This window comes from Planobispora longispora (assembly GCF_016863135.1).
Taxonomy (GTDB): Bacteria; Actinomycetota; Actinomycetes; order Streptosporangiales; family Streptosporangiaceae; genus Planobispora; species Planobispora longispora.
Genome location: NZ_BOOH01000028.1, coordinates 82,766 through 106,691 on the forward strand (window position 1 = coordinate 82,766; position 23,926 = coordinate 106,691).

Below are 23,926 nucleotides of genomic sequence, written 5' to 3' on the forward strand. Positions count from 1 at the left end.
TGCGTCCCCGCGACGTGAGGCCGCGAAGATGGTCATGAGGACTCTAGCCGTCTCTGCGGGGAGGAATCATGGAGATCGGTTACCTGGTTCTGTACGCCATCGGGGTGCTCATCATCGGAGGGCTGGTGGGGTCGCTCCTCACCATCGTCCTGCACATGGTCGCCGACGAGAACAAGTTCCAGCGGCCGCTGCACCACTGACGTCCCGGCCGCGGGGGCCGAGAGCCCGATGACGATGCCGGTGACGACCAGCGCGGCTCCGGCCAGGTCGGCGACCGACGGCGCGCCGAGCCCGAGCACGGCGCCCGTGGCGATCGCGCCGACGGGGATCAGTCCGGCGAAGAGACCGGCCCGGCCGGGGCCGAGCCGGGGCAGCGCGTCGTACCAGAGGAAGAACGCCACGGTGGTCACGATGATCGACTGGTAGCCGAGGCCCGCCGCCTCGCCGAGGGTCGGCACGCGCAGCATCGCGGTGCCGTCGATCAGCAGGCCGGTCGCCGCCAGGAGCGGCACGGCCAGCGCCGCCGAGTACGCCGAGACCCGCACCGCGCCCAGCTTGGGCAGGAGCGGGAGGGCCAGCAGCGAGAAGCAGACCTCGCAGACCAGCGCGCCCAGCGACCACAGCAGGCCGGGCAGGTCGCCGCTGCCCAGGCCGGTGGCCACCGTCGCCCCGGCGACCACCACGGTCGCCGCCCCGACCACCCGGGGCGAGGGACGGCCGTCCAGCAGGGCGAGCGCCAGCGGGACGGTGCCGAGCACGGTGCCGACCAGGGCGGGGCCGCCGTGCCGGGTCGCCTCGATCACGCAGACGTTGAAGATGACGAGCCCGGTGAGGGAGAGCGTGACCAGAAGGGCGGTCTCCCGGGGTGTCAGCCGTACGAACTTCAGGCCCGCCAGGCGTGTGACGGCCAGCAGGACGGCGGCGGCCAGGAGGTAGCGCAGCGCCTGGCCGCCGTAGAGCGGGTAGTCCTGGATCGCGCCGGCGACCCCCGCGAGGGTGCCCACCAGGAACATCGCTCCGGCCGCCTGGGCGAGTCCCCGGGTCTGTGCGGGGCGGATGCTGACATCAGTGCTCATTCCGGGAATGCTAGGGACCGAATGGTTCACCCACCGAGACCAATCGGCGCATGAGATAGTGGGCCAATCAAATCGCGGCCGCATGATCGTCAGCTGCGGGACGCACGCCTCCGGCCTCGGCCCGGCGGGCGCCTCACGGCCGGCGGTCATCCGATCGGGGCGGGGCACGTTGGCGGATCTGCATCTGAGCATCGACCGGGCGGCGGGCGGCATCGCCGGGCAGGTCGTCCGTGAGCTGCGCGAGGCCGTACGGCACGGCAGGCTGGCGGCCGGGGAGCGGCTGCCCGCCAGCCGGGAGCTGGCCAGGGACCTGGGGTTCTCGCGCGGCGTGATCGTGGAGGCGTACGAGCAGCTGGTCGCCGAGGGGTTCCTGATCTCCAGGGTCGGCGCGGGGACGCGCGTCGCCCCGATGGCCTCCCGGGGCGCGGGCGGCGCGGGCCCGGCCGAGGCGGGTGAGGGCTCGACGAAGGCGGGTGAGGGCCCGGCGGGAGAGGATGACGCCGCGGATCCCCGGTCACCCGCCCACGAGTGCGACTACGGCCGCCGCCCCACCTCGCCCGATCTGCGGTCGTTCCCCCGCGAGCGGTGGCTGGCCTCGGTGCGGCGGGCGCTCTCCGCGCTGTCCGCCGACGCCCTGGACTACGGCGACCCCGGCGGTGTGCCGGAGCTGCGCGAGGAGCTGGCCGCCTACCTGCGCCGGGTCCGCGGGGCCGACGTCACGCCGGAGAACCTGGTGATCGTCGGCGGGGTGGCCCAGGGACTCAGCCTCACGGTCCAGGCGCTGGCCGGACGGCTCCCGCAGGCCGGCGGGTCCGGACAGGACCTGGGCTGGTTCGTGGACGGGGACGCCCGCCCGGCGCCGCGTCCCGGCCGGGTCCGGCTCGCGGTCGAGGATCCGACCGGCCTGCGCCAGCTGCCGCTGCTCAGGTCGGCGGGGGCGGATCTGGTCGCGGTCCCGGTGGACGGGGAGGGCGTCGACGTCGGAGCCCTGGCCGCGACCGGGGTCCGGGCGGTGCTGCTCACCCCGGCCCACCACTACCCGAGCGGGGTCGTGCTCTCCCCCCGCCGCCGTGCCGAGCTGATCGAGTGGGCCGCGGCGACGGGCGCGACGATCCTGGAGGACGACTACGACGCCGAGTTCCGCTTCGACCGCGACCCGGTGGGCTGCCTGCAGGGCCTGGCCCCGGACCGGGTGGTCCTGGCCGGCAGCGTCAGCAAGTCCCTGGCCCCGGGGCTCCGCCTCGGCTGGGCGGCGGCCCCGCCGGAGATCGCCCAGGCGGTGCGGCGGGGGCGGGCGCAGATGGACATGGGATCCCCGGTGCTGGAGCAGTACGCGCTGGCGGACTTCGTGCGGTCCGGCGCCTACGACCGGCACCTGCGGCGGATGCGCCGGGAGTACCGCGCCCGGCGCGACACCCTCGTCAGGGCCCTGGCCGCGCACCTTCCCGAGATCACCGTGCACGGCGTCTCCGCCGGGCTCCACCTCCTGGCCGAGCTGCCCGAGGGGTGGGACGAGGGGGCCGTCGCGACGGCGGCGCGGGAGTGCGGCCTCGCCGCCGAGCCGGTGGGCCCGATGCGCCGCAGGCCCGGCCCGCCCGCCCTGGTCGTGGGCTTCGCCCGGCTCCCGGTCCACCGCACCGGCGAGGTGGTCCGGGCCGTCGCGGAGCGGATCTCCCGCTGATCACGCCCCTTCCGGGTGCGGGGGCCATCGGCGGCCCGCGCGGAACCGGCGTCAGCGGCCGCCGCCGGACGGGTGGTGTACGGCGGCGAGTCCGCCGGCGGGCGCGACGAAGGGGGCGAGCAGACCGGGGACCGCCTCTTCGGCGAACGCGAGCCCCTGCCCGACGCCGACGTCCTTGACCCGGTGGGTGCCCGCGGACGTCGCGGCGGTGAGGGTCATCAGGTCCCGGCGGCGCTGTGCCGGGGACCTGCTGACCGTCCAGCCGATGACCGCGTCCCTGCGCAGCGCCGTCGTCCTGCGCCTGGCCGCGCCGTGGCGGGTGATCAGGTAGCGGCCGGACACGCCGTGGCCGAGGCTGCGGTAGGCGCCGGCCGCCAGCGGCAGCGTGACGAGCAGGCAGGCCGGGGCGAGCAGCCACAGGGCGTCCGGGATCCAGCCCACCCACAGCCCGAGTCCGGCCAGCGGCGCGGCCGGCAGCGCCGCCCCCCAGACCACGCGCGACACCCGCAGGCGCAGCGCCGCCCGCGGGTGCGGGCGCAACGGGGTCTCCAGTACGGGAGCGCCGAGCACCTGCTCGGCCACCCGCAGCGCCGCCCGCCGGGGCGCGGGCGGCAGCAGCGCGGCGGAGGTCCGCTCCTCTCGATCGTCGGGGTCGACGCCGGCGACGAGCGCGTTCAGGCGGGCGCCGCCTCCCCAGCGCAGCGGCAACGGCTCGGCCACCTCGACGCCGCGCACCCGGCTCTCCTGGAGCGACGACGACCGGGTGGTGAGCAGGCCGCGCCGTACCCGATAGGCGCCGTCGGCCTCGCGGGTCAGCCGGAAGCGCCACCACACCTCCGTGTGCAGCAGCAGCGCCCCCAGCAGTCCGATGGCCAGGACGGTCCCGACGGCGAATCCGGCCACCGCCACGGGCGGGAGCCGGGTCGCCGCCTCCCAGGCGTCCCGGAGGAACCCGACCTCGGCGGGCTCGACGCCGAAGATCTCCAGGGCGCGGAAGAACGCGCCGAACGGCGCCAGGCCGATGAGCGGCGTCCAGCTGCTCAGCAGGGCGAAACCGATCCAGGCCGGAGAGACCGTCACCAGGGCCGTATCCGCGGGCGTCGCGCTCTCCCGGCCGGACAGCAGCCGCAGGCGCTCGGCCCGGGCCCGGGAGACCGCGTCGAGGCGCAGCCCCGCCTCCCGCTCGCCGGCGCCGATCCGCACCGCGGTCACGCCGAGCAGTCGGTGCACCGGTCCCGCCGTCGCGTCGACGGAGCGCACCCGATCGCGCGGGACCGAGCGGTGCCGGCGGAACAGCAGACCGGACCGGATCTCGACGCGCTCGTCGGTGACCCGGTAACGCGTGGTGGCGTGTCGCAGGACGCCCTGGGCGGCGATCCCGGCGAGGACGACCAGCAGGGTGGCGAGCGGGATGACGGTCCGCGCCGAGGGGCCCACGGTGACCACGGCGGCAGTGGCGGGGATCGAGGGTCCGATCAGCCAGCTCAGGCCGACCCCGACCGTCCGCGCGTCGAGCCGTTCCCACCCGTCGTCGGGCCGTCCCCCCGCGTCGTCAGGTCGTCTCCACACGTCGGCAGGTCGTCCCCCCGCGTCGGCAGGTCGTCTCCACACGTCGTCGGGCCGTCCCTCCGCATCGTCGAGCCGTCTCCCCGCGTGGTCGGGTCGTCTCCCCGCCTGGTCGCGGCGGTTCACGTGGCGTCCCCGGGCACGGCCTGCGCCCTGGCCGTCAGCCGCTCGACGAGGTCGGCGGCCAGCTGCCGGTCCAGCCCCTGGATCTTGATGGATCCCGCGGCCGAGGCCGTGGTGACCTTCACCCCGGACAGGCCGAAGACCTGCTGGAGCGGGCTGCGCAGGGTGTCGACGGTCTGGATGCGCGACATCGGCGCCACCCGCCACCTGTGCCACAGCCAGCCGGAAGCGGCGTAGACCGCCTCATCGGTGATCTCCCAGCGGTGGATCCGGTACCGCTGACGCGGCATGAGCAGGGTGTACGCCAGGCCGGGCACCGCGATGACGAGCAGGGCCAGGAACAGCCACAACCGGGCGGGCGCGATCAGCGCGGCCAGCAGGGCCAGCACGAGCACCGGCGGCAGCGTCCAGACCAGGGCCTGCGTCGTCCACCAGCGGACCGTCCTGGGATCGACGGGGTGACGAGGGGGGCGCAGGTTCACCTTCATCGGCTCTCCTCACGGGTGGCGCGGTCGAACAGACCGGCCAGCTCCCGGGCGTAGGTGTCGAAGTCGAGGTCGTCGTAGGCGGCCATCAGGAGGAGCACGCCGTCGACCGCCTGCTTGACGGCCACGGCCGTCACCCGGGTGGAGAAGTCGCCGAACTCGCCGGTGGCCTGGCCGAACTGCAGGATCTGCTCGACGACGGTCATCTCGGCCTCGTTGTCGCGCACGCCGAGCCGCTGCCGGTCGTCCTCGGTGCGGAAGTTCGTCCAGATGTCCAGCAGGGCGAGCATGTGCCGGCGGTGGTCGCGGTAGAACTCCACGCTCGCCTCGATGTAGACCCGCAACATGCCGGCGGCCGTGGTCTGCGCCTCGACGCGCGGGCGGACGAAGGCGTCTCCGGCGGTCATCGCGTCGTCGACGATCTGCTGGACGAGCTCGTCCTTGCCGGTGAAGTGGTAGGAGATGACGCCCTTGCTGATCCCGGCGCGTTCGGCGATCCGGGCCAGCGACGCCTGCGCGTAGCCCAGCTCGGCGATCACGTCGATCGCCGACCGCACGATCTGGGCGCGGCGGGCCGTCTCGATGAACGAACGCTCTTGGCCGCTTGCCTTATTTTTTGGCCGCATGGACAAAAATTAGCACGATTGGTCAAATCGTGTCCTCCGAGCAGGCGATACGGCAGGGTTGATAGATAGTCCGAATGTCAGGACAAAGTCTTGACGGGCGCGGAACCGTCGCTTAGAACTGGAGACCAGCCGCTCTCTTCGCCGGAGGCGTCAATATGCGTGTTGGTCTGGTTGGTCTCGGACGGATAGGGGCGTTCCACGCGGCGACGCTGGCCGCGCATCCCCGGGTTGACGAGGTGGTGGTGGCCGACGCGGACGACGCGCGGGCGGCCGACGTGGCCGCCGGGCTCGGGGCGCGGGTCAGGGTCGGGGACGCCTTCCGGACCGACGCCGTGGTCATCGCCACCCCCACCGCCACGCACGCGGCACTCCTGCTGCGCGCCTGCGCCGACGGGATCCCGGTGTTCTGCGAGAAACCCGCCGCGGCCGGCGTGGACGAGACGGTCCGGGTGATGGAGGCGGCCAAGCAGAGCGGGACGGTGGTGCACATCGGCTTCCAGCGCCGCTTCGACGCCGGATACGCCGCGGCCCGCGCGGCCCTGCGCGGTGGCGCGCTGGGCACGCTGCACCGGGTCCATGTGATCACCGCTGACCCCTGCCCGCCCGCCGCCGAGTACATCGCGGCGTCCGGCGGGATCTACCGCGACTGCCACATCCACGACTTCGACATCCTGCGCTGGGTCACCGGCCGCGAGGTCGAGACCGTCTACGCGGCGGGCGCCAACCGGGGCGAGGCGTTCTTCGCCGCGGCCGGGGACGTCGACACCAGCGCCGCGCTCCTGACCATGGACGACGGCACGCTGGTCACGCTGCAGGGTTCCCGCTACAACGGCGCCGGATACGACGTGCGGATGGAACTGGCCGGGACCCTGCGGACCCAGGTGGTCGGCCTGGACCCGCGCTCCCCGCTGACCAGCGCCGAGGGACTCCAGCCCGGCGCGGAGCCGTGGCCCGACTTCGCGACCAGGTTCGCGCCCGCCTACGTGGCCGAGCTCGGCGCGTTCCTCGCCGCGGCCCGGGGTGAGACGGACAGCCCGTGCACGGTCGAGGACGCGCTGGCCGCGCTCCACGTCGCGGAGGCGGCCGACCTGTCGCTCCGAGAAGGGCGCGCGGTCCGGGTGGCGGAGGTGGCCGGATGAGCTCGGAACGATCATCCGGTGCCGGCGGCGCGCTCAGGACGGCGGGCGCGCCCATCTCCTGGGGAGTCTGCGAGGTCCCCGGCTGGGGCCACCAGCTGGACCGCTCGCGCGTCCTGGCCGAGATGGCCGAGCTGGGGCTGGGAGCCACCGAACTGGGCCCGACCGGGTTCCTGCCGCTCTCGCCGTCGCGGTGCCGGTCTCTCCTCGCGGAGTACGGCCTGCGCGCGGTCGGCGGCTTCGTCCCCGTGGTCCTGCACGACCCCCACCACGACCCTCTTCCGGAGGTGCGCGCCACCATGCGGGCCTTCCGGGACGGGGAGGTGGACGTCGTCGTGCTGGCCGCCGCCACCGGGAGGAGCGGCTACGACGCCAAGCCCGAGCTGGACGCGAGCGGCTGGAAGACCCTGCTGGGCAACCTGACGAAGATCATCCGTAACGCCAAGGAGTTCGGCCGCACCGTCACCCTGCACCCGCACGTCGGGACCATGGTGGAGACGGAGCGGGAGGTGGAGCATGTCCTCGACGGCAGCGCGATCCCGCTCTGCCTGGACACCGGTCACCTGCTCATCGGCGGCGCCGACCCCGGCGACCTGGCCCGGCGGGCCGCGGGACGCGTCGCCCACGTCCATCTCAAGGACGTCGACGCATCCCTGGCCGAGCGGGTCCGGACCGGTGAGCTCACCTACACCCAGGCCGTGCGGGCGGGGATCTACCGCCCCCTCGGCCGGGGGGACGTGGACATCGCGGGCATCGTGACCGTCCTGACGGCCGCGGGCTACTCCGGCTGGTACGTCATGGAGCAGGACGTCGTCCTCGACTCCGAGGCCGCCGACCCCAAGCGGGACGTGCGCGAGAGCCTCGCCTACCTGGAGGGGCTGTGACCTCCGGCGCGACCTCCGGCGCGGTCCCCGAGGTGCTGACCATGGGGCGGGTCGGGGTGGACGTCTATCCGCTCCAGGTCGGGGTCTCGCTGCGGCACGTGGAGACCTTCGGCAAATACCTGGGCGGCAGCCCGACCAACGTGGCCGTGGCCGCCGCCCGGCTGGGCCGCTCCAGCGCGGTGATCACCCGGACCGGGGCCGACCCGTTCGGGCTGTTCGTCCACGACGCGCTGCGCGAGTACGGCGTCGGCGACCAGTACGTCACCGCGGTGCCCGGCCTGCCGACCCCGGTGACGTTCTGCGAGATCCGGCCGCCGGAGGACTTCCCGCTCTACTTCTACCGCTACCCCAAGGCCCCCGACCTGGAGATCCGCCCCGAGGAGCTGGACCTGCCCGCCGTCGCCGGGGCCCGGCTGTTCTGGGCCACCGTGACCGGGCTGTCGGACGAGCCGTCGCGCGGCGCGCACCTGGCGGCGTGGCGGGCCCGCGGGCGGGCGCCGTACACGGTGCTGGACCTGGACTACCGGCCGATGTTCTGGCCGGATGAGGAGACGGCCCGCGAGCGGGTGCGCGAGGCGCTCGGGCACGTCACCGTCGTGGTCGGCAACCTGGAGGAGGTGGAAGTGGCCACCGGCACACGGGAGCCGCGGAAGGCGGGCAGGGCGCTGCTGGAGGCGGGCGCCGAGCTGGCCGTCGTCAAACGGGGGGCGGCCGGGGTGCTCGGCATGACGGCGACCGAGACGGTGGAGGTGCCGCCGGTCCCGGTGGAGGTCGTCAACGGGCTGGGCGCGGGCGACGCCTTCGGCGGGGCGCTCTGCCACGGCCTGCTGGCGGGCTGGCCGCTGGAGCGCACGCTACGGTTCGCCAACGCGGCCGGGGCGATCGTGGCCGGGCGGCTGGCCTGCGCGCCCGCGATGCCCACGGCGGCCGAGGTGCTGGAGGTGCTGGAGGTGACCGGTGAGGGGCGGACGGACCGGGGCAAGGTGACCGATGAGGAGCGGGCGGACCGGGGCGAGGGGGCCGGAGATGAGTGAGCCCGGCCCCGGGGAGGCGGGCTACCGCAAGCTGATCGAGACCAGGGCGCGCCAGCCCTGGCGGATCGCCGAGGCGGCCACGGCCCGGCGGCGGCGGAGCCTGCTGGAGGAGCGCGAGCAGCTGCTGATCATCGCGGCCGACCATTCGGCCCGGGGCGCGCTCGGCGTCGGCAACCGGCCCCTGGCCATGGCCAGCCGGGCGGACCTGCTCCGGCGGCTCTGCGTGGCGCTGGACCGGCCGGGCGTGGACGGGGTGCTGGCCACCCCCGACGTCGTGGAGGACCTCCTCCTGCTCGGCGCGCTGGACGGGAAGATCGTCATCGGGTCGATGAACCGGGGCGGCGTGCACGGCACGGTGTTCGAGTTCGACGACCGCTTCACCGCCTACGACGCCGCCACCATCGCCCGGATGGGCCTGGACGGGGGCAAGATGCTCTGCCGGATCGGCGTCGACGAGCCCGCCACCGCGGCCACCCTCGAATCCTGCGCCCGCGCGGTCAGCGAGCTGGCCGCGCGCGGGCTGACGGCGATGGTGGAGCCGTTCTGGTCGCGGCGGGTGGACGGGACGGTCACCCACGACCTGTCCCCGGAGGGCGTCATCCGGGCCGTGCACGTCGGGCAGGGGCTGGGCGCGACCTCCGCGCACACCTGGCTGAAGATCCCCGTGGTGGACGAGATGGAGCGGGTGATGGCCGCCACCACCCTGCCCACGCTGCTGCTCGGCGGCGATCCCGGGGACACGCCCGACCTGGCGTACGCCGCCTGGCGCAAGGCGCTGCGGCTTCCCGGCGTCCGGGGGCTTGTGGTCGGCCGCGCGTTGTTGTACCCCTCCGATGACGATGTGGCGGCGGCGGTGGACACCGCGGCGGCGATGCTGGAGGCGGCATGAGGCGACGATCACATCGGCACGGCGCGGCCGTGCCAGGTCCGGGCGGGCGGCGGTCCGGGAGAGACGCCGGGCGGCGGTCCGGGTGGAACGCCGGATCACGCTTCGGAGAGGAGACCGGGTCGCGATTCGGGCGGAACGCCGGATCACGCTCCGGAGAGGACACCGGGTCGTGCGCCGGGGAGGCACGATGACGTTCATCCCGGCCGGCAGCACGGCCCTGTCCCCGTGGGCGCTGTGGATCACCCCCGAGTCGGCCGGCTGGACATACGCCGGTCTCCGCCTCCTCAACCTGTCCGGCGAGACCGTCGAGTTCGCCACCGGCGACGAGGAGATGCTCGTCCTGCCGATGTCCGGCTCGTGCGCGATCGAGTGCGACGGGGTACGGCTGACGCTCGACGGCCGCGTCTCCGTCTTCGACGAGGTGACCGACTTCGCCTACCTCCCGGTCGGGGCCACGGCCCGCATCACCGGCGAGGGCCGCTTCGCCTTCCCCTCGGCCCGCGCGACCCGCCGCCTGCCCGTCCGGTACGGCCCCGCCGACCGGGTCCCGGTGGAGGTGCGCGGCGCCGGGCAGGCCACCCGGCAGGTCAACAACTTCTGCGCGCCCGACGCCTTCGACTGCGACAAGCTCGTCGCGGTCGAGGTGCTGACCCCCGGCGGCAACTGGTCGTCCTACCCGCCGCACAAGCACGACACGGCTTCGGAGCACGAGGCCGTCCTGGAGGAGATCTACTACTTCGAGGGCGGCCCCGGCTACCAGCGGGTGTACGGCACGCACGACACCCTGGCCGAGGTGAACGGCGGCGACGCGGTGCTCGTCCCGCACGGCTACCACGGCCCGTCGATGGCCGCCCCCGGCTACGACCTCTACTACCTCAACGTCCTGGCCGGGCCCGCCGGGAAGCGGTCCATGGCCTTCTGCGACGACCCCCGGCACGCGTGGATCCGCTCCTCCTGGACGGATCAGCCGGCCGATCCCCGGCTCCCCATGACGCGGGCCTCCCGCCAGGGGAGTCCCCGTTAGGAAGTCCTGTCAGGAAGACCTCCCGCTAAGGAGTCACGATGAGGCTCACGGTGGCACAGGCGCTGGTGCGGTTCCTCGCCGCCCAGTGGTCGGAGCGCGACGGCGTCGAGCAGCGGCTGGTGGCGGGCGTCTTCGGCATCTTCGGCCACGGCAACGTGGCCGGTCTCGGTCAGGCCCTGGCCGAGCGGGGCGCGGGCACCGGCGACGCGCTCCCGTACTACCTGGCCCGCAACGAGCAGGCCATGGTGCACACCGCCGTCGGCTACGCCCGCACCCGTGAGAGGCTCTCCACCTTCGCCTGCACCACCTCCATCGGCCCCGGCGCCACGAACATGGTCACCGGCGCGGCGCTGGCCACGATCAACCGCGTCCCGGTGCTGCTGCTGCCCGGCGACGTCTTCGCCACCCGGGTCGCCGGCCCGGTGCTGCAGGAGCTGGAGGATCCGCGCTCCTACGACGTGACGGTCAACGACGCGCTGCGCCCGGTCTCCCGGTTCTTCGACCGGATCAACCGGCCCGAGCAGCTGCCCGCCGCGCTCCTGGCGGCGATGCGGGTGCTGACCGACCCGGCCGAGACCGGCGCGGTCACCCTGGCGCTCCCGCAGGACGTGCAGGCCGAGGCGTACGACTGGCCCGAGGAGCTGTTCGCCCGGCGGGTGTGGCACGTGGCCCGGCCGGCGCCCGAGCCCGCCGCGCTGGCCCGGGCGCTGGAGCTGATCCGCGGCTCGCGCCGGCCGCTGATCGTCGCCGGGGGAGGGGTCGCCTACAGCGGGGCGTGCGAGGCGCTGGCCGCCTTCGCCGGGCGGTGCGGGGCGCCGGTGGCGGAGACGCAGGCGGGCAAGGGCGCCGTGCCGTACGACCACCCCCGCTGGGTCGGCGCGGTCGGCCACACCGGCACCGCCGCGGCCAACGAGCTGGCGCGGGAGGCGGACCTGGTGATCGGCGTCGGGACCCGCTACAGCGACTTCACCACCGCCTCCCGGACGCTGTTCGGGCGGGCCCGGTTCCTCAACGTCAACGTCGCCGCCTTCGACGCGGCCAAGAACTCCGGGGAGATGCTCGTCGCCGACGCCCGCGCGGCGCTGGAGGCGTTCGGGGCGCTGGGGGACTGGCGGGCCGAGGAGGGGTGGACCGGCCGGGCCGCCGAGCTCGCCCGAGGCTGGCACGAGCAGGTCTCCCTGGTCACCACGGGGGAGGAGCTGACCCAGCCGGTCGTGCTCGGCCTGCTCAACGAGGTCGCGCGGGACGGCGTGGTGGTCAACGCCGCCGGGTCGATGCCCGGGGATCTGCACAAGCTGTGGATGGCGCGCGAACCCCGGGGCTACCACGTGGAGTACGGCTACTCGTGCATGGGCTACGAGATCGCCGGAGGGCTCGGGGTGAAGCTCGCCGCGCCGGAGCGCGAGGTGTTCGTGCTGGTCGGCGACGGCTCCTACCTGATGATGGCGCAGGAGATCGTCACCGCGGTGCAGGAGGGGCTCAAGCTCGTGATCGTCCTGGTGGACAACCACGGCTTCGCCTCGATCGGCGGCCTGTCGGAGTCCGTCGGGGCGCGGCGGCTGGGCACCGCCTACCGGATGCGCGGCGCCACCGGGGAGCTCGACGGCGCGTTCGTCCCGGTCGACCTGGCGGCCAACGCGGCCAGCCTGGGCGCCGACGTGTTGCGCGCCGACGGCCCCGAGTCGCTGCGCGTGGCCCTGACCAAGGCCCGCGAGTCGGCCCGCACCACGGTCGTCTACGTCGAGACGGTCCCCGGCCCGGCCCCCGCGACCACGGCCTGGTGGGACGTGCCGGTCGCGGAGGTCTCCGAGGACGACGGCGTACGGCGGGCCCGCGCGGCCTACGAGGCGGCCAAGCGGGACCAGCGGCCCTACCTGTGACACCCCGCCCCGTGCGGTGACCGGCTGTCCCCGCTGCGGCGGTGGCCGCTCAGGCGCCGGTACGGCGGGCGGGCCGGCGCCGATGAGCGGCGCCCGGCCCGGTGCCGTTCCCGGTGACCGCTACCCCTGACGCGCCGCGGCCTCGGCGGTCCGGGGCCGGAAGCCCCCGGCCAGGAACACGATCAGCGCCACCACCACCGCGGCGGGGATGAACGCCACCCGCACGTTCACCAGGTCGTTGACCGTCCCGACCACCGCGGCGCCGACGACGAAGCCGACGTAGTTGAACAGGTTGACCCGGGCGATGGCGGTCTCGGCCCCGGCGCCCAGGCGGCCCGCCGCGGAGAACGACTGCGGGGCGATGATCGACAGGCCGATGCCGACGAGGCCGAAGGCGGCCACCGCCACGAAGGGGCCGGGGGCGACGACGACGCCGAGCGTGCCCAGCGCGGCGACCACCGCGCCCAGCCGGACCACCGGGGCCGGGCCGTACCGGCGCACGGCGAAGTCCCCGGGGATCCGCGCGAGGAGCATCGCCGCCTGGTAGACGAGGTAGGCGAAGGGCACCAGCCAGCCGGTCGCCCGCAGCGCGCCCTCCATGTAGACGGTGCTGTAGTTGGAGACCGCCGCGTCGCCGACGTAGAGGAAGGCCATCGCCAGGCAGAGCGGGATGATCGGCCGCCACGGCGCCCGGACCGCCGCCGTCTCCACGGCGTGGGCGGTCGCCCGCTCCTCCTCGCGTCCGTAGAGGCGGGGGAGAGCGGCCAGCGAGACGACCGCGCCGATCACCACGGGAACCGTGAAGGACCAGGCCAGATCCACTCCGAGCGCGCTGAAGGCGGAGTTGATTCCGGCGCCCAGCATCGAGCCGACGCTCCACACCGCGTGGAAGCCGGTCAGCACGCTCATGCCGTAGGTGCGCTCGACCGCGACCGCCTGCATGTTCATCGCCGCGTCGACCGCCCCGACGGCGAGGCCGAAGGCGGCGCTCAGCAGGTACAGGCCGGTGAGGTCGCCGTTCCAGCCCAGGAGGATCACGACGGCGCAGACGGCCAGCTGGGAGATCCGCAGCACCGGGGCGCTGCCGTACCGGGCGGCGAGGAAGCCCGCGGCGGCGCTCCCGACACCCGCGATCACCGGCACCAGCAGCAGGACCAGGGTGAGGTCGCCGTCACTCAGCTTGAACGTGCGCTGCAGGTCGGCCACATGGGTGAGCAGGGTGGCGAAGCAGAGGCCCTGGACGAAGAACGCGGCCCAGGTCGCCACCCGTGCCTGCCTGTCACGCGGGGTCGGCACCACGACCTCCAGAAACATGAGGGGAGTTCAAGTTTTCCGCAGATTCCCGCCAGAGTAGGGGCGCCCTTCCCCCCGGTCAATGGCCGGATGCGAGCCGTCCGCGGCAGACGGCGGCCGGGCCGGTGCGCGGGCCGCGGACCGGACCGGCCAGGGGCGCCGATCGCCCGGCGCCAGGGGCGCGGGGCGGGCGCTGTTAGGGTGCTTCACGTGCGGGCGGCAGGGCGGCGGGGATACGCGGCGGGACAGGCGCGCAGGGAGCGCATCCTGGCGATCGCCCTGCAGGAGTTCGCGGAGAACGGCTACCGCGGCACCTCGCTCGCCCGCGTCGCCGAGCGGGCCGAGATCTCCCAGGCGGGGCTGCTCCACCACTTCCAGAGCAAGGAACGGCTGCTGGTCGCGGTGCTCGAATACCGCGACGAGCTCGATCTGCGCCGCTACCCCTTCGGCTCCGTGCGGACCGGGGCCGAGGCCCTGCGCGTCCTGGTCGACGTGGTCGAGTACAACTCCCGCGTCCCCGGCCTCGTCCAGCTCTTCACCGTGATGAGCGGTGAGGCCGTCACCGCCGACCACCCCGGCCACGAGTGGGCCCGCGACCGCTACCGGAGACTCCGCGACGAGACGGCCGGGGCCATCGCCCGGGCGGTGGAGAGCGGCGAGTTCCGGGCGGACATCGACCCGGAGGTCCACGCCACCCGGCTGATCGCGGTGATGGACGGCCTGCAGACCCAGTGGCTGCTGGACCCCGACCGGGTGGACATGGCCGCCGTCTTCCGGGGTCACGTCGAAGACCTCCTCACCGCCTTCCGGCCGTGAGGAGCCGTCCGCACGTCCCGGCCGCGGAGCCCGCCGCAGGGCTTATCGTCGAAGGGTGGACTTCTCCTGGCCTCCCGCGATCCGCGGGAACACACCCGAGCCGCGCCCCGGCGACCTGCGGGCCGGGGACTCCGACCGGGAACGGGTGGCCGCGGTCCTGAACGACGCGCTCGCCGACGGGCGCCTGACCCACGACGAGCACGAGGAACGGCTCGAACAGCTCTACCGGGCCCGCACGCTGGGCGAACTCACCGTCCTCACCGCCGACCTGCTCCCGCCCGAGGCCCAGCCGCTCCAGACCGACGTGCGCCCGGTGGCGGCCTTCTTCGGCTCGGACGAGCGCTCCGGCCGGTGGGTGGTGCCCACGCGCTTCACCGCCACCGCCGTCTGCGCCAACGTCACCCTCGACCTGCGTGAGGCGCTGCTCCAGTCCAGCCACGTGACCCTCCAGGTCACCGTGATGGCCGGGACGCTCACGCTGATCGTCCCGGAGGGCGTGCGGATCGAGATGCCGGCCTCGGCCGTCCTGGGCGGGAAGAAGAACCTGGTCCCGCCCTCGCCCGACGGCCCGGTCATCGAGATCACCGGTCTCGTCTCCCTGGGCAGCATCGTCGCCAAGTCGCCCAAACGCCCCCGCCGCTCCTGGTTCCGCCGCTGACCGTCCCGGCGGATCCGCCGCTCCCGCCCGCGACCGGCATGCTCCCGCCGGGCCGCCGGACTCCCCCGGAAGGGGCCCGGCGACCCGAACGCCCGGACAGCCCGGACGGCGGCGTCTCAGACGGCGGTGTCGAAGTTGATCGCGCTGTAGGCGCGCAGCTTCCAGAGCTGGTGCTCGGATTCGATCTTGCGGATCGTGCCGGACCGGCCGCGCATGACCAGCGAGTTCGTGATGGCGTGGCCGCCGCGGTAGCGCACGCCCTGCATGATCTCGCCGTCGGTGATCCCGCTGGCGGCGAAGAACACGTCGTCGGACCTGACCAGGTCGTCGGTGGTCAGCGTGGCGTCCAGGTCGAGCCCCGCGTCCAGCGCCCGGCGGCGCTCGGCGTCGTCCTGCGGCCACAGCCTGCCCTGGATCACGCCGCCCAGGCACTTGAGCGCGCAGGCCGCGATGATGCCCTCGGGCGTGCCGCCGATGCCGAGCATCAGGTCGACGCCGGTGCCCACCCGGGCCGCCATGATCGCGCCGGCCACGTCGCCGTCGGTGATGAGCTTGATCCGCGCGCCGGTCTCGCGGATCTCCCGGATGATCTTCTCGTGGCGGGGCCGGTCGAGGATGACCACGGTCACGTCCGAGGAGGCGCACCCCTTGGCACGTGCCACCGCGGCGATGTTGTCGGCGACCGGCGCGTTGATGTCCACCGAGGAGGCGGCCTCGGGGCCGGTCACCAGCTTGTCCATGTAGAAGACGGCCGACGGGTCGTACATCGAGCCGCGCTCGCTGACCGCGATGACCGAGATCGCGTTGGGCATGCCCAGGGAGGTCAGGCGGGTCCCGTCGATCGGATCGACGGCCACGTCGCACTCGGCGCCGCTGCCGTCGCCCACGGACTCACCGTTGTAGAGCATCGGCGCGTTGTCCTTCTCCCCCTCGCCGATCACCACCACGCCGTTCATCGACACCGTGTTGATCAGCTGGCGCATCGCGTTGACCGCCGCGCCGTCCGCGCCGTTCTTGTCGCCGCGCCCCACCCAGCGGGCCGCGGCCATCGCGGCGGCCTCGGTCACCCGGACAAGTTCGAGGGCCAGGTTTCGATCAGGCGCGTGCTCGCCCGTGGCGAGGGCGGCGGGGACGGACGTCTGCTCGGACATGGCGGAAAGCCCCTCTCGTGGATTCTGCTCCGATCGTAGTTGCCCCTTCCTTGCCGGGCGGAGGAGGATAATGTGTGGCCACTATGAGCAGCGACACGGAACGGCCGGTGACGAAGGCGACCGCGCGAACCTCCGAGAGGGGTGCCGCCACACGGGTCGCGCTTCTGGAGGCGGCCAGGGAGACATTCGTCACGAGTGGTTTCGCCGAGGCGGGTGTCACCGACGTGGTCGCGCGCGCGGGTGCGAGCGTGGGCAGCCTCTACCACCACTTCTCCGGCAAGGCCGACCTCTACCTGACGCTCTTCGAGGAGTTCCAGGCCCGCCAGACGCAGCGCACCAAGCAGGCGGTCCAGGCGGCCAGGGCCGGCGGCGAGACCGACCCGATGCGGCTGTTCGTCGCCGGCGCCCGCGCCTACCTGGAAGGCTGCCTGGACGAACGCGAGCTCGCCGCGCTGTTCCTGCGCGGGGACGGCCCGCCCGGGTTCGAGGTCATCATGCGCGACCGGCTGCGCCAGTGGGCCAAGCGGAACGCCACCCTGTTCGAGGGGGACGAGGGCGCGCTGGTCGTGGTCCTCACCGGCGCCCTCGCCGCGGCGGTCTCCGAGGTCGCCCTGTCGGAGGACGAGAACGCCTCCCGCAGGCTCGCCGACGACGTGCTGGGGATCATCGGGCAGATCCGCCGCCCGTGACCGTCCCGCCGCCCCGGACCGGCCGGATCCCCGGCCCCTGACACCCGACCGGCCCGCCGCCCCGCTCCGCTCCGGGCCCCCGCCCCGACACCCGACAGCCCGCCCCTGAGACCCGACCGGCCCTCCGGGCGGGTAGTCTCGCCAGTCGTGCAACGGTTCACCCAGGGCTTCTACGGTTACGCCTTCGCGATGTTCATCTGCCTCGCCGGTGTCGTGATCTTCCTACTGGCCGCCGCCCCCGGCGGACCCGCCCGCATCCCCGAGGTCAACTACTCGATCGACGTGGCCAACATGCGCCGCGCCGCGCCGTACCAGGCGTGGACGCCGGAGCCGGTTCCCGCCACGTGGATCGCCAACAGCTCCCGGATGACGAACCAGAAGGGCGTGGTGACCTGGCGGCTCGGCTTCGCCACCGCCACGCGCAAGCACGCCATGCTCATCCAGAGCGACGAGAAGCCCGCCGCGGACTTCGCCAGCCGGATGGCCAACAGCGACCGGGGCACCGGCACCGTCCAGATCGGCGGCGCGACCTGGGAGCAGCGCTACCGCGAGGACAAGGACCAGCGCACGCTGGTACGGCTCCTGCCGGACGCCACCCTCGTCGTCACCGGCACGGCCGGCTGGGACGAGCTGACCGCCCTGGCGGCCTCCCTCAAGCAGCAGCCCAAGGCCACCGCGAGCCCCACAACGACCCCCACCGCGAGCCCGGCCGCCACCTCCAGCCCCGCCCCCGGCTCCACCGCCACGCCCAGCCCCTCCGCCACGGGTTAGGAAGGCGCCGTCCCGGGCGGCCGGTTCGCCCGCCGGCCCCGGCGGCCCAGAAGGCCGCCCCGGCGGCTCAGAAGGGGGAGTCCGGATCGGGCTGGCCGCGCTTGGCCATGGCCGCGGCGAGCTTCACCCGGGCGCCCTGGAGCCACTCCTCGCAGATCGCGGCGAGCCGCTCGCCCCGCTCCCACAGCTCGATCGACTGCTCCAGCGTCAGCCCGCCCGCCTCGAGTCGGCGGACCACCTCGGTCAGCTCCTCGCGCGCCTGCTCGTACGACGGTGTCTTCTCATCGGCCACGCGTCAACCCTAAGGGGTGGGACGCAGGGGGCGGGTGGGAGAATGCGGCGATGAGCGTGCGCGAGGCGACCCCCGACGACATCCCCGAGCTGGTCCGCCTCCGCGAGATCCTGGCCGACCGCATGGCCCAGGACGGCAGCCTCCCCGTGGAGAGCCGCTGGCAGGAGTCCTACGCCGACAGCCTGAGGGACCGGCTCGGCACCTCCGACACGGCCGTCTTCGTGGTGGACGCCCCCGCGGGCGGCCTGGCCTCCTGCGGGATCGGGCTCATCTTCGACCGCTTCCCCGGGCCGAGCCTGCCCGACGGCAGATACGGCTACATCCAGGGCATGACCACCGACCCCGGCCACCGGCGCCGGGGGCACAGCAGGGCCGTCATGACCGCGCTCATGGAGTGGTACCGGGCCAGGGGCATCCGCAAGGTGGACCTGCACGCCATCTCCGACGGCGAGCCGCTCTACCGGGAGTTCGGCTTCGTCGAGGACGGCTACCCCTCGCTCACGTGGCGGGCTCCTCGCTCCTGACGGCGACCCGGTCGTCGGGGAAGCGGAGCGTGAGCCCGTCGCCGGGGGCGACTTCGGCGGCGCGCCGTACGACCTCGCCCGAGGGACGCTGCACGATCGCGTAGCCCCGCTCCAGGGTGGCGGCGGGGGACAGGGCGACCAGGCGGGCGCGCAGGTGGTGCAGGGAGTCCTCGGCGCGGTCCAGAGAGCCGGTGAGCGCGCGTCGGGCCCGGTCGCGCAGCTGCTCGGCCTGCTCGGCCCGGCGCTCGATCTCGCGGACCGGGTCGGCGAGGGACGGCCGGGAGCGCACCGCGGTCAGCCAGGCCATCTCGCGCTCCAGCCAGCCGCCGGCCACCCGGCGGCCCCGGTCGCGGAGCTGGCGGATGAGCGTGAGCTGCTCGCCGACGTCCGGCACGATCTTCTTGGCGGCGTCGGTGGGGGTGGAGGCCCGCACGTCGGCGACCAGGTCGAGCAGCGGGCTGTCCTGCTCGTGGCCGATCGCGCTGACCACCGGGGTACGGCAGGCGGAGACCGCCCGGACGAGCGCCTCGTCGGAGAAGGGCAGCAGGTCCTCCATCGACCCGCCGCCCCGCGCGATGACGATCACCTCGACGTCGGGGTCCGCGTCGAGCCTGCGCAGCGCCTCGGTGACCTCGCCCACGGCGTACGGCCCCTGCACGGCGGCCTGCTCGACCGTGAACCGCACCGCCGGCCAGCGGCGGCGCGCGTTCTCCAGGACGTCGCGCTCGGCCGCCGAGTCGCGGCCGCAGATCAGCCCGATCGTGCCGGGCAGGAACGGCAGGCGGCGCTTGCGGTCGGCGCTGAAGAGCCCTTCGGCGGCGAGCACCTGGCGCAGCCGCTCCAGCCGGGCCAGCAGCTCGCCGACGCCGACCGGGCGCATCTCCAGCGCGGTGAACGCGAAGGAGCCCCGGTTGACCCAGAAGTCCGGCTTCAGGTTCATGACGACCCTGGCCCCGTCGACGGGGCGGGGGACGGTCGCCTCGTACACTCCGCGCGGGCAGGTGACCCGGGCGGACATGTTGGCCACCGGGTCACGCAACGTCAGGAACACCGTGCCGCCGCGCGCGGTCAGCTCGGTGATCTGCCCCTCGACCCAGATCGTGCCGAGTTTGCCGATCCAGCCGCCGACCATCTGCAGCACGGTGCGGACCGGCAGCGGCTGCTCCGGCGTGGTCTTCGCGCTCATGCGGAAGACCTTACGGAAAAATCTCCGGTCGGACCTTCCGCGCGGGGCACGTCACTCGGCGGCGTCGAGCTTGGTCAGGCGGTTCTCGTACATCCGCACGACCTCGGGACGGGCCGAGGTGGCCTTCTCGTACTCGATGAGCTCCTTGATCTGCTTGGCGCTCTTGCCGCGCATCCGGGCGCGGAGGGAGGCGACGGTCAGGTCGGCGTAGCCGGGCAGCGGCTCGGCGGGCACGGCCGCGACCCCGGCCTTGACGGCCTCGACCGTCTCGGCGGCCTCGGCGGCCTCGGGGGTGGTCTTGCCGGCCTTCGTCGTCTTCGTGGTCTTCGCGGCCTTCGGCTTCGCGGTCCCGGCGGCCTTCGGCCTGGTGGTCGCGGCGGTCCCGGCGGCGGGCTTCGACCTGGTGGTCCTGGGCTTGGCCGGCTTGGTCTCCACGACCTCGACGGCGGCGGCGCCGTCCTGGCCCGGCTCGGCGACGTCGACCGCGGTGACCTCGACCCGCACGGCCGGCGGCACGGCGATCTCGGCGCCGGCCTCCGGAGCGGTCCCGGCCTTGACCGGCTCGACCCCGGCGGGCTCGGCCGCGACGGACGCGATCACGGCGGGCTCGGTCCCCGCCTTCACCTCGGCGGCCGCAGGCTCGGGCTTCACCTTGGGCTTCGCCTTGGCGGCCGCGGGCTCGGCGGGCTCGGTCTCCGCCTTCGTCTCGGGCTCGGCCTCGGCCTCGGCGGCCTTGGACCCGGCCTTGCCGTCGGCCTCGGCCTCGGCCTCGGCGGTCTCCGGCTCGGTCTCGGAGGGGGCGGGCTTGGACTTGGCCGGGGCGAAGATGACCGGCTCGCGGCGGGCCGGCTTCTCCTCGGTCTCGGACAGCTGGTCGGCGGCCGTGACGCGGGTCTCGTCGAGCTCCTCGTCGGTGGAGCCGGCGCGCTTGATCCGGTTGCGGACGCGGTCGCCGAGGAGCAGGGCCTGGCCGACGCCGCTCAACGCGGCCTGCAGCGCCTGCAGCGGCAGGTCCTTCGCCTTACGGAAGAGATCGGGGACTGACATTTCGTCTCCCTGGGAGGTCTGTTTGGACATATTGTCTAGCAAGACGGAGCCTTGCGAGGTCAAGGGGCGCATGGGCAGTCCCCATGGGCACTCCACGTAGCATAAGAACATGACTTCAGAGACCCGCGCGACCCGTCGCGTACTTGTGGCGAAGCCCCGCGGTTACTGCGCGGGGGTCGACCGTGCGGTCCAGGCGGTCGAGAAGGCCCTGGAACGCTACGGCGCGCCGATCTACGTCCGCAAGCAGATCGTCCACAACACCCACGTGGTGAAGACGCTGGAGGAGCGCGGGGCGATCTTCGTCGAGGAGACGGAGCAGGTCCCCGAGGGCGCCATCGTGGTGTTCTCCGCCCACGGAGTCTCCCCCGCGGTCCACCAGGAGGCCGCCCGGCGCCAGTTGAAGACGATCGACGCCACCTGCCCCCTGGTCACCAAGGTGCACAACGAGGCCAAGCGCTTCGCCTCCCAGGACTACGACATCCTCCTGATCGGGCACGAGGGCCACGAGGAGGTCGAGGGCACCGCCGGCGAGGCCCCCGACCACATCCAGCTCGTGGACGGCCTCGACGCGGTCGACTCCGTGCGGGTCAAGGACCCCGACCGGCTGGTGTGGCTGTCGCAGACCACGCTGTCGGTGGACGAGACGATCGAGACGGTCTCCCGGCTCAAGGAGCGGTTCCCCAACCTCATCGACCCGCCGAGCGACGACATCTGCTACGCCACCCAGAACCGCCAGGTCGCGGTGAAGGAGATCGCGGCCGAGGTCGAGCTGGTCATCGTCGTCGGCTCGGAGAACTCCTCCAACTCCAAGCGCCTGGTCGAGGTCGCCCTCGACCACGGGGCCGAGGCCTCCTACCTGGTCGACAACGCCTCCTTCATCAAGGACGAATGGCTCGACGGCGTCACCACCGTCGGTGTGACGAGCGGCGCCTCGGTCCCCGACGAGCTGGTCGCCGGGGTCCTGGAGCGTCTCGCCGGGCACGGCTTCGACGACGTCGAGGAGGTCCACTCCGTCGAGGAGAACGTGCGTTTCGCGCTCCCGCACGAGCTCCGCAAGGACCTGCGGGTCACGACGGCCTGAGCGTCGCGCCGCCGTACGGAGGCGTCCGCCGCCTCCGTACGGCGCCGCGCGGAGAGCGGCGCCGGGTCACGGCTCCCGGGGGGTGCCGTACACCCGGGGCTCGAAATATCCCTCAGGCTCGGGCACGAAGCCCTTGTCGTCGACGCCGGCCCGCGGGCGCGGGACGTCGGGGGCGGCGGCGCGGATCTCCTCGCGCAGGTCGCGGACGCACCGGGCCAGCCCGCGCCGCCAGGCGACGAGCAGGACCAGCGCCGAGCCGACGAACAGCCACGGGGCCCCGCCGGACAGCGCGGTGAACATGCCGAGGCCGAAAGCCTGGACGGGGGAGGGCGCGGTCAGGGAGCGGACCGCCTCGGAGATCAGCGCGGCGAGGAGGAACACCAGCGGCGGGGAGACCACCAGCGAGAGCAGGTCGCGCGGGTTGACCAGGGCCACCGCGACCGCGCACCCGCCCAGGAAGGCCAGGCCGACCGCTGCGGGCAGCCCGAACAACGCGTGCAGCAGGCTTCCCAGCAGCGTGAACACCAGCACGGACGCCACCGCGCCCCGCGCGGTCAGCCGGATGCCGGCCGCTCGGTCCCGCTCACTCATGCGATCACCTCGCCCGTCGCCCCCTCACACCGCCCCGCGGTCTCCAGTGTCCGGCTCCCCCCGGTTCCAGGAAACACCCTCAAGGCAGGTCGTTGGCCAACTTACCGTTCAACCGGGAGATGAGGGACGAGCTTGACTCCTCTTCTCCCACCAGTTCGGGTGAGGTGAGGGTGCGCGGCATGTCCTCGACCGCCGGGGGAGCGTCCAGTCCGGTCTCGACCAGGCCCAGGTCGTTGAGCTTGCGGGCGCTCACCAGGACCCGTGTCTCCAGGGATCCGACCGCCCGGTTGTAGGACTCCACGGCCCTGCCCAGCGAGCGGCCCACGGCCTCCATGTTCCGCCCCATGCTGCCCAGCCGCTCGTAGAGCTCCTTGCCCACCTCGAAGACCGCGCGGGCGTTCTCGCTGAGCGCGGCCTGCTGCCAGGCGTACTGCGCGGTGCGGAGCATGGTGATCAGCGTGGTCGGGGTGGCGATGTGGACCCGGCGGCGCATGGCGTGCTCCAGCAGGCCTGGGTCGCGCTCCAGCGCCGGGGCGAGGAACGCCTCGCCGGGGATGAACAGCACGACGAACTCCGGCGCGGGGCTGAACGCCTGCCAGTAGGTCTTCGCGGCCAGCCGGTCCACGTGCTCGCGCACGTGCCGGGCGTGGGCGTCGAGCCGGGCGGACCGGTGGTCGGCGTCGGCGGACTCCGCGGCCTCCAGATAGGCGGCCAGGGACACCTTGGAGTCGACCACGATGTTCTTCCCGCCCGCGAGCCGCACCACCATGTCGGGGCGGAGCGCGCCGTCGGCGGTGGCCGCGCTCGCCTGCTCGTCGAAGTCGCAGAAGCGCTGCATGCCGGCGATCTCGGCGACCCTGCGCAGCTGGAGCTCTCCCCACCGGCCCTGGACGTCGGGTCGCTGCAGGGCCCGGACGAGGGCGGTCGTCTGCGCCCGGAGCCGGTCGTTGCTCTCGCGCACGATGTCGATGTGCCTGGTCAGCTCGGCATGGGCGGCCCGCTGGCCCGCCTGGGTGTCGCGCAGCTGCGCCTCGACCCGGGCCAGGGTGTCCTTGAGCGGCTCGATCAGGTGCTCGACGGCCTGCTTGCGCTGCTCCAGCTCCCCGGCCGCCTCGGCGCGGCTCGCGGCCAGCCGTCCCTCGGCCAGCTCCAGGAAGCGCAGGTTGTTGACGTCGAGCGCGCGGGCCGACAGGGCCTGGAACCGGTCGGCGAGCTGCTCCTCGACGTAGGCGACCTTCTCCTCGGCCGCCCTCGCGCGGGCCTCGGCCTCCGCGAGGCGGGCGACGGCGTCCCCGGCGCCGGCCGAGGCTCGCGCCCGGCCCAGCAGGAATCCGATCGCGAGCCCCGCCGCGAGTCCCACGGCGAGCTGGAAGGCGAGTGCCATGACGTCCATTCATCGCATGATCCCAGGCCCAACGGCTTC

Annotated in this window: 24 protein-coding genes; 13 read left to right on the forward strand and 11 right to left on the reverse strand. The window is 73.8% G+C overall.

Annotated elements, in window-relative coordinates; translation table 11 throughout:
• Positions 1-32: 32 nt before the first annotated feature.
• Positions 33-1,076, reverse strand: a complete 1,044-nt coding sequence (locus tag Plo01_RS18565; protein ID WP_203891884.1) for a DMT family transporter — start codon at positions 1,074-1,076, stop codon at positions 33-35.
• Between the two features lie 169 nt (positions 1,077-1,245).
• Between Plo01_RS18565 and Plo01_RS18570 the strand changes: the two genes are divergently transcribed.
• On the forward strand, positions 1,246-2,757 hold the full coding sequence (locus Plo01_RS18570) for an aminotransferase-like domain-containing protein (protein WP_203891885.1): 1,512 nt from the start codon (positions 1,246-1,248) through the stop codon (positions 2,755-2,757).
• A gap of 51 nt (positions 2,758-2,808) precedes the next feature.
• Here Plo01_RS18570 and Plo01_RS18575 read toward each other — a convergent pair whose 3' ends face one another.
• The 3 genes from Plo01_RS18575 to Plo01_RS18585 form a co-directional block, all read right to left on the reverse strand.
• Positions 2,809-4,326, reverse strand: a complete 1,518-nt coding sequence (locus Plo01_RS18575; protein WP_203891886.1) for a PH domain-containing protein — start codon at positions 4,324-4,326, stop codon at positions 2,809-2,811.
• Between the two features lie 119 nt (positions 4,327-4,445).
• Positions 4,446-4,934 (reverse strand): PH domain-containing protein, encoded by a 489-nt coding sequence (locus Plo01_RS18580; protein ID WP_203891887.1) that lies wholly within the window; start codon positions 4,932-4,934, stop codon positions 4,446-4,448.
• Entirely contained in the window at positions 4,931-5,557 is a 627-nt protein-coding gene (locus Plo01_RS18585) for a TetR/AcrR family transcriptional regulator (RefSeq protein WP_203891888.1), read from the reverse strand. The genes Plo01_RS18580 and Plo01_RS18585 overlap by 4 nt, the downstream gene beginning before the upstream one ends.
• 155 nt (positions 5,558-5,712) lie before the next feature.
• Between Plo01_RS18585 and Plo01_RS18590 the strand changes: the two genes are divergently transcribed.
• From Plo01_RS18590 to iolD, 6 genes are all read left to right on the forward strand, one after another.
• Positions 5,713-6,696 carry a Gfo/Idh/MocA family protein gene (locus Plo01_RS18590; RefSeq protein ID WP_203891889.1) on the forward strand — a complete coding sequence of 328 codons (984 nt, stop codon included), beginning with the start codon at positions 5,713-5,715 and terminating at the stop codon, positions 6,694-6,696.
• On the forward strand, positions 6,693-7,577 hold the full coding sequence (locus Plo01_RS18595) for a TIM barrel protein (protein WP_203891890.1): 885 nt from the start codon (positions 6,693-6,695) through the stop codon (positions 7,575-7,577). The genes Plo01_RS18590 and Plo01_RS18595 overlap by 4 nt, the downstream gene beginning before the upstream one ends.
• A gap of 41 nt (positions 7,578-7,618) precedes the next feature.
• Positions 7,619-8,611 carry a 5-dehydro-2-deoxygluconokinase gene (iolC, locus tag Plo01_RS18600; RefSeq protein WP_203891923.1) on the forward strand — a complete coding sequence of 331 codons (993 nt, stop codon included), beginning with the start codon at positions 7,619-7,621 and terminating at the stop codon, positions 8,609-8,611.
• Complete coding sequence (locus Plo01_RS18605) at positions 8,604-9,500, forward strand: Cgl0159 family (beta/alpha)8-fold protein (RefSeq protein WP_203891891.1); 897 nt, start codon at positions 8,604-8,606, stop codon at positions 9,498-9,500. The genes iolC and Plo01_RS18605 overlap by 8 nt, the downstream gene beginning before the upstream one ends.
• A 187-nt stretch (positions 9,501-9,687) precedes the next feature.
• A complete protein-coding gene (gene iolB / locus Plo01_RS18610; protein WP_203891892.1) occupies positions 9,688-10,524 on the forward strand; it encodes a 5-deoxy-glucuronate isomerase in 837 nt (278 codons plus the stop codon).
• Between the two features lie 38 nt (positions 10,525-10,562).
• Positions 10,563-12,404: a 3D-(3,5/4)-trihydroxycyclohexane-1,2-dione acylhydrolase (decyclizing) gene (iolD, locus tag Plo01_RS18615; protein ID WP_203891893.1), complete on the forward strand. Its 1,842-nt coding sequence runs from the start codon at positions 10,563-10,565 to the stop codon at positions 12,402-12,404.
• 120 nt (positions 12,405-12,524) lie between these two features.
• Here iolD and Plo01_RS18620 read toward each other — a convergent pair whose 3' ends face one another.
• Positions 12,525-13,718, reverse strand: a complete 1,194-nt coding sequence (locus Plo01_RS18620) for an MFS transporter (protein WP_239316606.1) — start codon at positions 13,716-13,718, stop codon at positions 12,525-12,527.
• A 189-nt stretch (positions 13,719-13,907) separates the two neighbouring features.
• On the opposite strand from Plo01_RS18620, the gene Plo01_RS18625 reads away from it, so the two are divergent.
• Together Plo01_RS18625 and Plo01_RS18630 are read left to right on the forward strand one after the other, a co-directional pair.
• Entirely contained in the window at positions 13,908-14,513 is a 606-nt protein-coding gene (locus Plo01_RS18625) for a TetR/AcrR family transcriptional regulator (protein ID WP_239316608.1), read from the forward strand.
• Between the two features lie 55 nt (positions 14,514-14,568).
• The gene (locus Plo01_RS18630; RefSeq protein WP_203891895.1) at positions 14,569-15,171 is read left to right on the forward strand and encodes a DUF1707 SHOCT-like domain-containing protein; all 603 of its coding nucleotides are present in this window, start codon (positions 14,569-14,571) and stop codon (positions 15,169-15,171) included.
• A 116-nt stretch (positions 15,172-15,287) separates the two neighbouring features.
• Here the strand turns inward: Plo01_RS18630 and glpX are convergent, their stop codons facing one another.
• Positions 15,288-16,322, reverse strand: a complete 1,035-nt coding sequence (glpX, locus tag Plo01_RS18635) for a class II fructose-bisphosphatase (RefSeq protein ID WP_203891896.1) — start codon at positions 16,320-16,322, stop codon at positions 15,288-15,290.
• An 83-nt stretch (positions 16,323-16,405) separates the two neighbouring features.
• On the opposite strand from glpX, the gene Plo01_RS18640 reads away from it, so the two are divergent.
• Both Plo01_RS18640 and Plo01_RS18645 read left to right on the forward strand, forming a co-directional pair.
• Positions 16,406-17,011 (forward strand): TetR/AcrR family transcriptional regulator, encoded by a 606-nt coding sequence (locus tag Plo01_RS18640; protein WP_203891897.1) that lies wholly within the window; start codon positions 16,406-16,408, stop codon positions 17,009-17,011.
• Between the two features lie 147 nt (positions 17,012-17,158).
• The gene (locus Plo01_RS18645) at positions 17,159-17,782 is read left to right on the forward strand and encodes a DUF4245 domain-containing protein (RefSeq protein ID WP_203891898.1); all 624 of its coding nucleotides are present in this window, start codon (positions 17,159-17,161) and stop codon (positions 17,780-17,782) included.
• Between the two features lie 67 nt (positions 17,783-17,849).
• On the opposite strand, the gene Plo01_RS18650 is transcribed toward Plo01_RS18645, so the two are convergent.
• Entirely contained in the window at positions 17,850-18,074 is a 225-nt protein-coding gene (locus Plo01_RS18650) for an exodeoxyribonuclease VII small subunit (protein ID WP_203891899.1), read from the reverse strand.
• 50 nt (positions 18,075-18,124) lie between these two features.
• On the opposite strand from Plo01_RS18650, the gene Plo01_RS18655 reads away from it, so the two are divergent.
• Positions 18,125-18,598 (forward strand): GNAT family N-acetyltransferase, encoded by a 474-nt coding sequence (locus Plo01_RS18655; protein ID WP_203891900.1) that lies wholly within the window; start codon positions 18,125-18,127, stop codon positions 18,596-18,598.
• On the opposite strand, the gene xseA is transcribed toward Plo01_RS18655, so the two are convergent.
• Both xseA and Plo01_RS18665 read right to left on the reverse strand, forming a co-directional pair.
• Entirely contained in the window at positions 18,573-19,784 is a 1,212-nt protein-coding gene (gene xseA, locus Plo01_RS18660; RefSeq protein WP_203891901.1) for an exodeoxyribonuclease VII large subunit, read from the reverse strand. The genes Plo01_RS18655 and xseA overlap by 26 nt on opposite strands.
• Before the next feature lie 51 nt (positions 19,785-19,835).
• Positions 19,836-20,831 (reverse strand): hypothetical protein, encoded by a 996-nt coding sequence (locus tag Plo01_RS18665; protein ID WP_203891902.1) that lies wholly within the window; start codon positions 20,829-20,831, stop codon positions 19,836-19,838.
• A 109-nt stretch (positions 20,832-20,940) separates the two neighbouring features.
• Between Plo01_RS18665 and Plo01_RS18670 the strand changes: the two genes are divergently transcribed.
• Positions 20,941-21,912: a 4-hydroxy-3-methylbut-2-enyl diphosphate reductase gene (locus Plo01_RS18670; protein ID WP_203891903.1), complete on the forward strand. Its 972-nt coding sequence runs from the start codon at positions 20,941-20,943 to the stop codon at positions 21,910-21,912.
• Between the two features lie 66 nt (positions 21,913-21,978).
• On the opposite strand, the gene Plo01_RS18675 is transcribed toward Plo01_RS18670, so the two are convergent.
• Positions 21,979-22,503, reverse strand: a complete 525-nt coding sequence (locus Plo01_RS18675; protein ID WP_203891904.1) for a DUF6542 domain-containing protein — start codon at positions 22,501-22,503, stop codon at positions 21,979-21,981.
• A gap of 79 nt (positions 22,504-22,582) precedes the next feature.
• A complete protein-coding gene (locus Plo01_RS18680; RefSeq protein ID WP_203891905.1) occupies positions 22,583-23,896 on the reverse strand; it encodes a DNA recombination protein RmuC in 1,314 nt (437 codons plus the stop codon).
• Positions 23,897-23,926: the final 30 nt, after the last annotated feature.

What these genes read in the sequence shown, in the direction of transcription:
- iolC (WP_203891923.1), top strand. Translation starts at nt 7,619, where the DNA reads ATGGGGCGGGTCGGGGTGGACGTCTATCCGCTCCAGGTCGGGGTCTCG.
- Plo01_RS18590 (WP_203891889.1), top strand. Translation starts at nt 5,713, where the DNA reads ATGCGTGTTGGTCTGGTTGGTCTCGGACGGATAGGGGCGTTCCACGCG.
- Plo01_RS18670 (WP_203891903.1), top strand. Translation starts at nt 20,941, where the DNA reads ATGACTTCAGAGACCCGCGCGACCCGTCGCGTACTTGTGGCGAAGCCC.
- Plo01_RS18655 (WP_203891900.1), top strand. Translation starts at nt 18,125, where the DNA reads ATGAGCGTGCGCGAGGCGACCCCCGACGACATCCCCGAGCTGGTCCGC.
- Plo01_RS18605 (WP_203891891.1), top strand. Translation starts at nt 8,604, where the DNA reads ATGAGTGAGCCCGGCCCCGGGGAGGCGGGCTACCGCAAGCTGATCGAG.
- Plo01_RS18585 (WP_203891888.1), bottom strand. Translation starts at nt 5,557, where the DNA reads ATGCGGCCAAAAAATAAGGCAAGCGGCCAAGAGCGTTCGTTCATCGAG.
- Plo01_RS18565 (WP_203891884.1), bottom strand. Translation starts at nt 1,076, where the DNA reads ATGAGCACTGATGTCAGCATCCGCCCCGCACAGACCCGGGGACTCGCC.
- Plo01_RS18675 (WP_203891904.1), bottom strand. Translation starts at nt 22,503, where the DNA reads ATGAGTGAGCGGGACCGAGCGGCCGGCATCCGGCTGACCGCGCGGGGC.
- glpX (WP_203891896.1), bottom strand. Translation starts at nt 16,322, where the DNA reads ATGTCCGAGCAGACGTCCGTCCCCGCCGCCCTCGCCACGGGCGAGCAC.
- iolD (WP_203891893.1), top strand. Translation starts at nt 10,563, where the DNA reads ATGAGGCTCACGGTGGCACAGGCGCTGGTGCGGTTCCTCGCCGCCCAG.
- Plo01_RS18680 (WP_203891905.1), bottom strand. Translation starts at nt 23,896, where the DNA reads ATGGACGTCATGGCACTCGCCTTCCAGCTCGCCGTGGGACTCGCGGCG.
- Plo01_RS18580 (WP_203891887.1), bottom strand. Translation starts at nt 4,934, where the DNA reads ATGAAGGTGAACCTGCGCCCCCCTCGTCACCCCGTCGATCCCAGGACG.
- Plo01_RS18665 (WP_203891902.1), bottom strand. Translation starts at nt 20,831, where the DNA reads ATGTCAGTCCCCGATCTCTTCCGTAAGGCGAAGGACCTGCCGCTGCAG.
- xseA (WP_203891901.1), bottom strand. Translation starts at nt 19,784, where the DNA reads ATGAGCGCGAAGACCACGCCGGAGCAGCCGCTGCCGGTCCGCACCGTG.
- Plo01_RS18640 (WP_203891897.1), top strand. Translation starts at nt 16,406, where the DNA reads ATGAGCAGCGACACGGAACGGCCGGTGACGAAGGCGACCGCGCGAACC.
- Plo01_RS18595 (WP_203891890.1), top strand. Translation starts at nt 6,693, where the DNA reads ATGAGCTCGGAACGATCATCCGGTGCCGGCGGCGCGCTCAGGACGGCG.
- Plo01_RS18620 (WP_239316606.1), bottom strand. Translation starts at nt 13,718, where the DNA reads ATGTTTCTGGAGGTCGTGGTGCCGACCCCGCGTGACAGGCAGGCACGG.
- iolB (WP_203891892.1), top strand. Translation starts at nt 9,688, where the DNA reads ATGACGTTCATCCCGGCCGGCAGCACGGCCCTGTCCCCGTGGGCGCTG.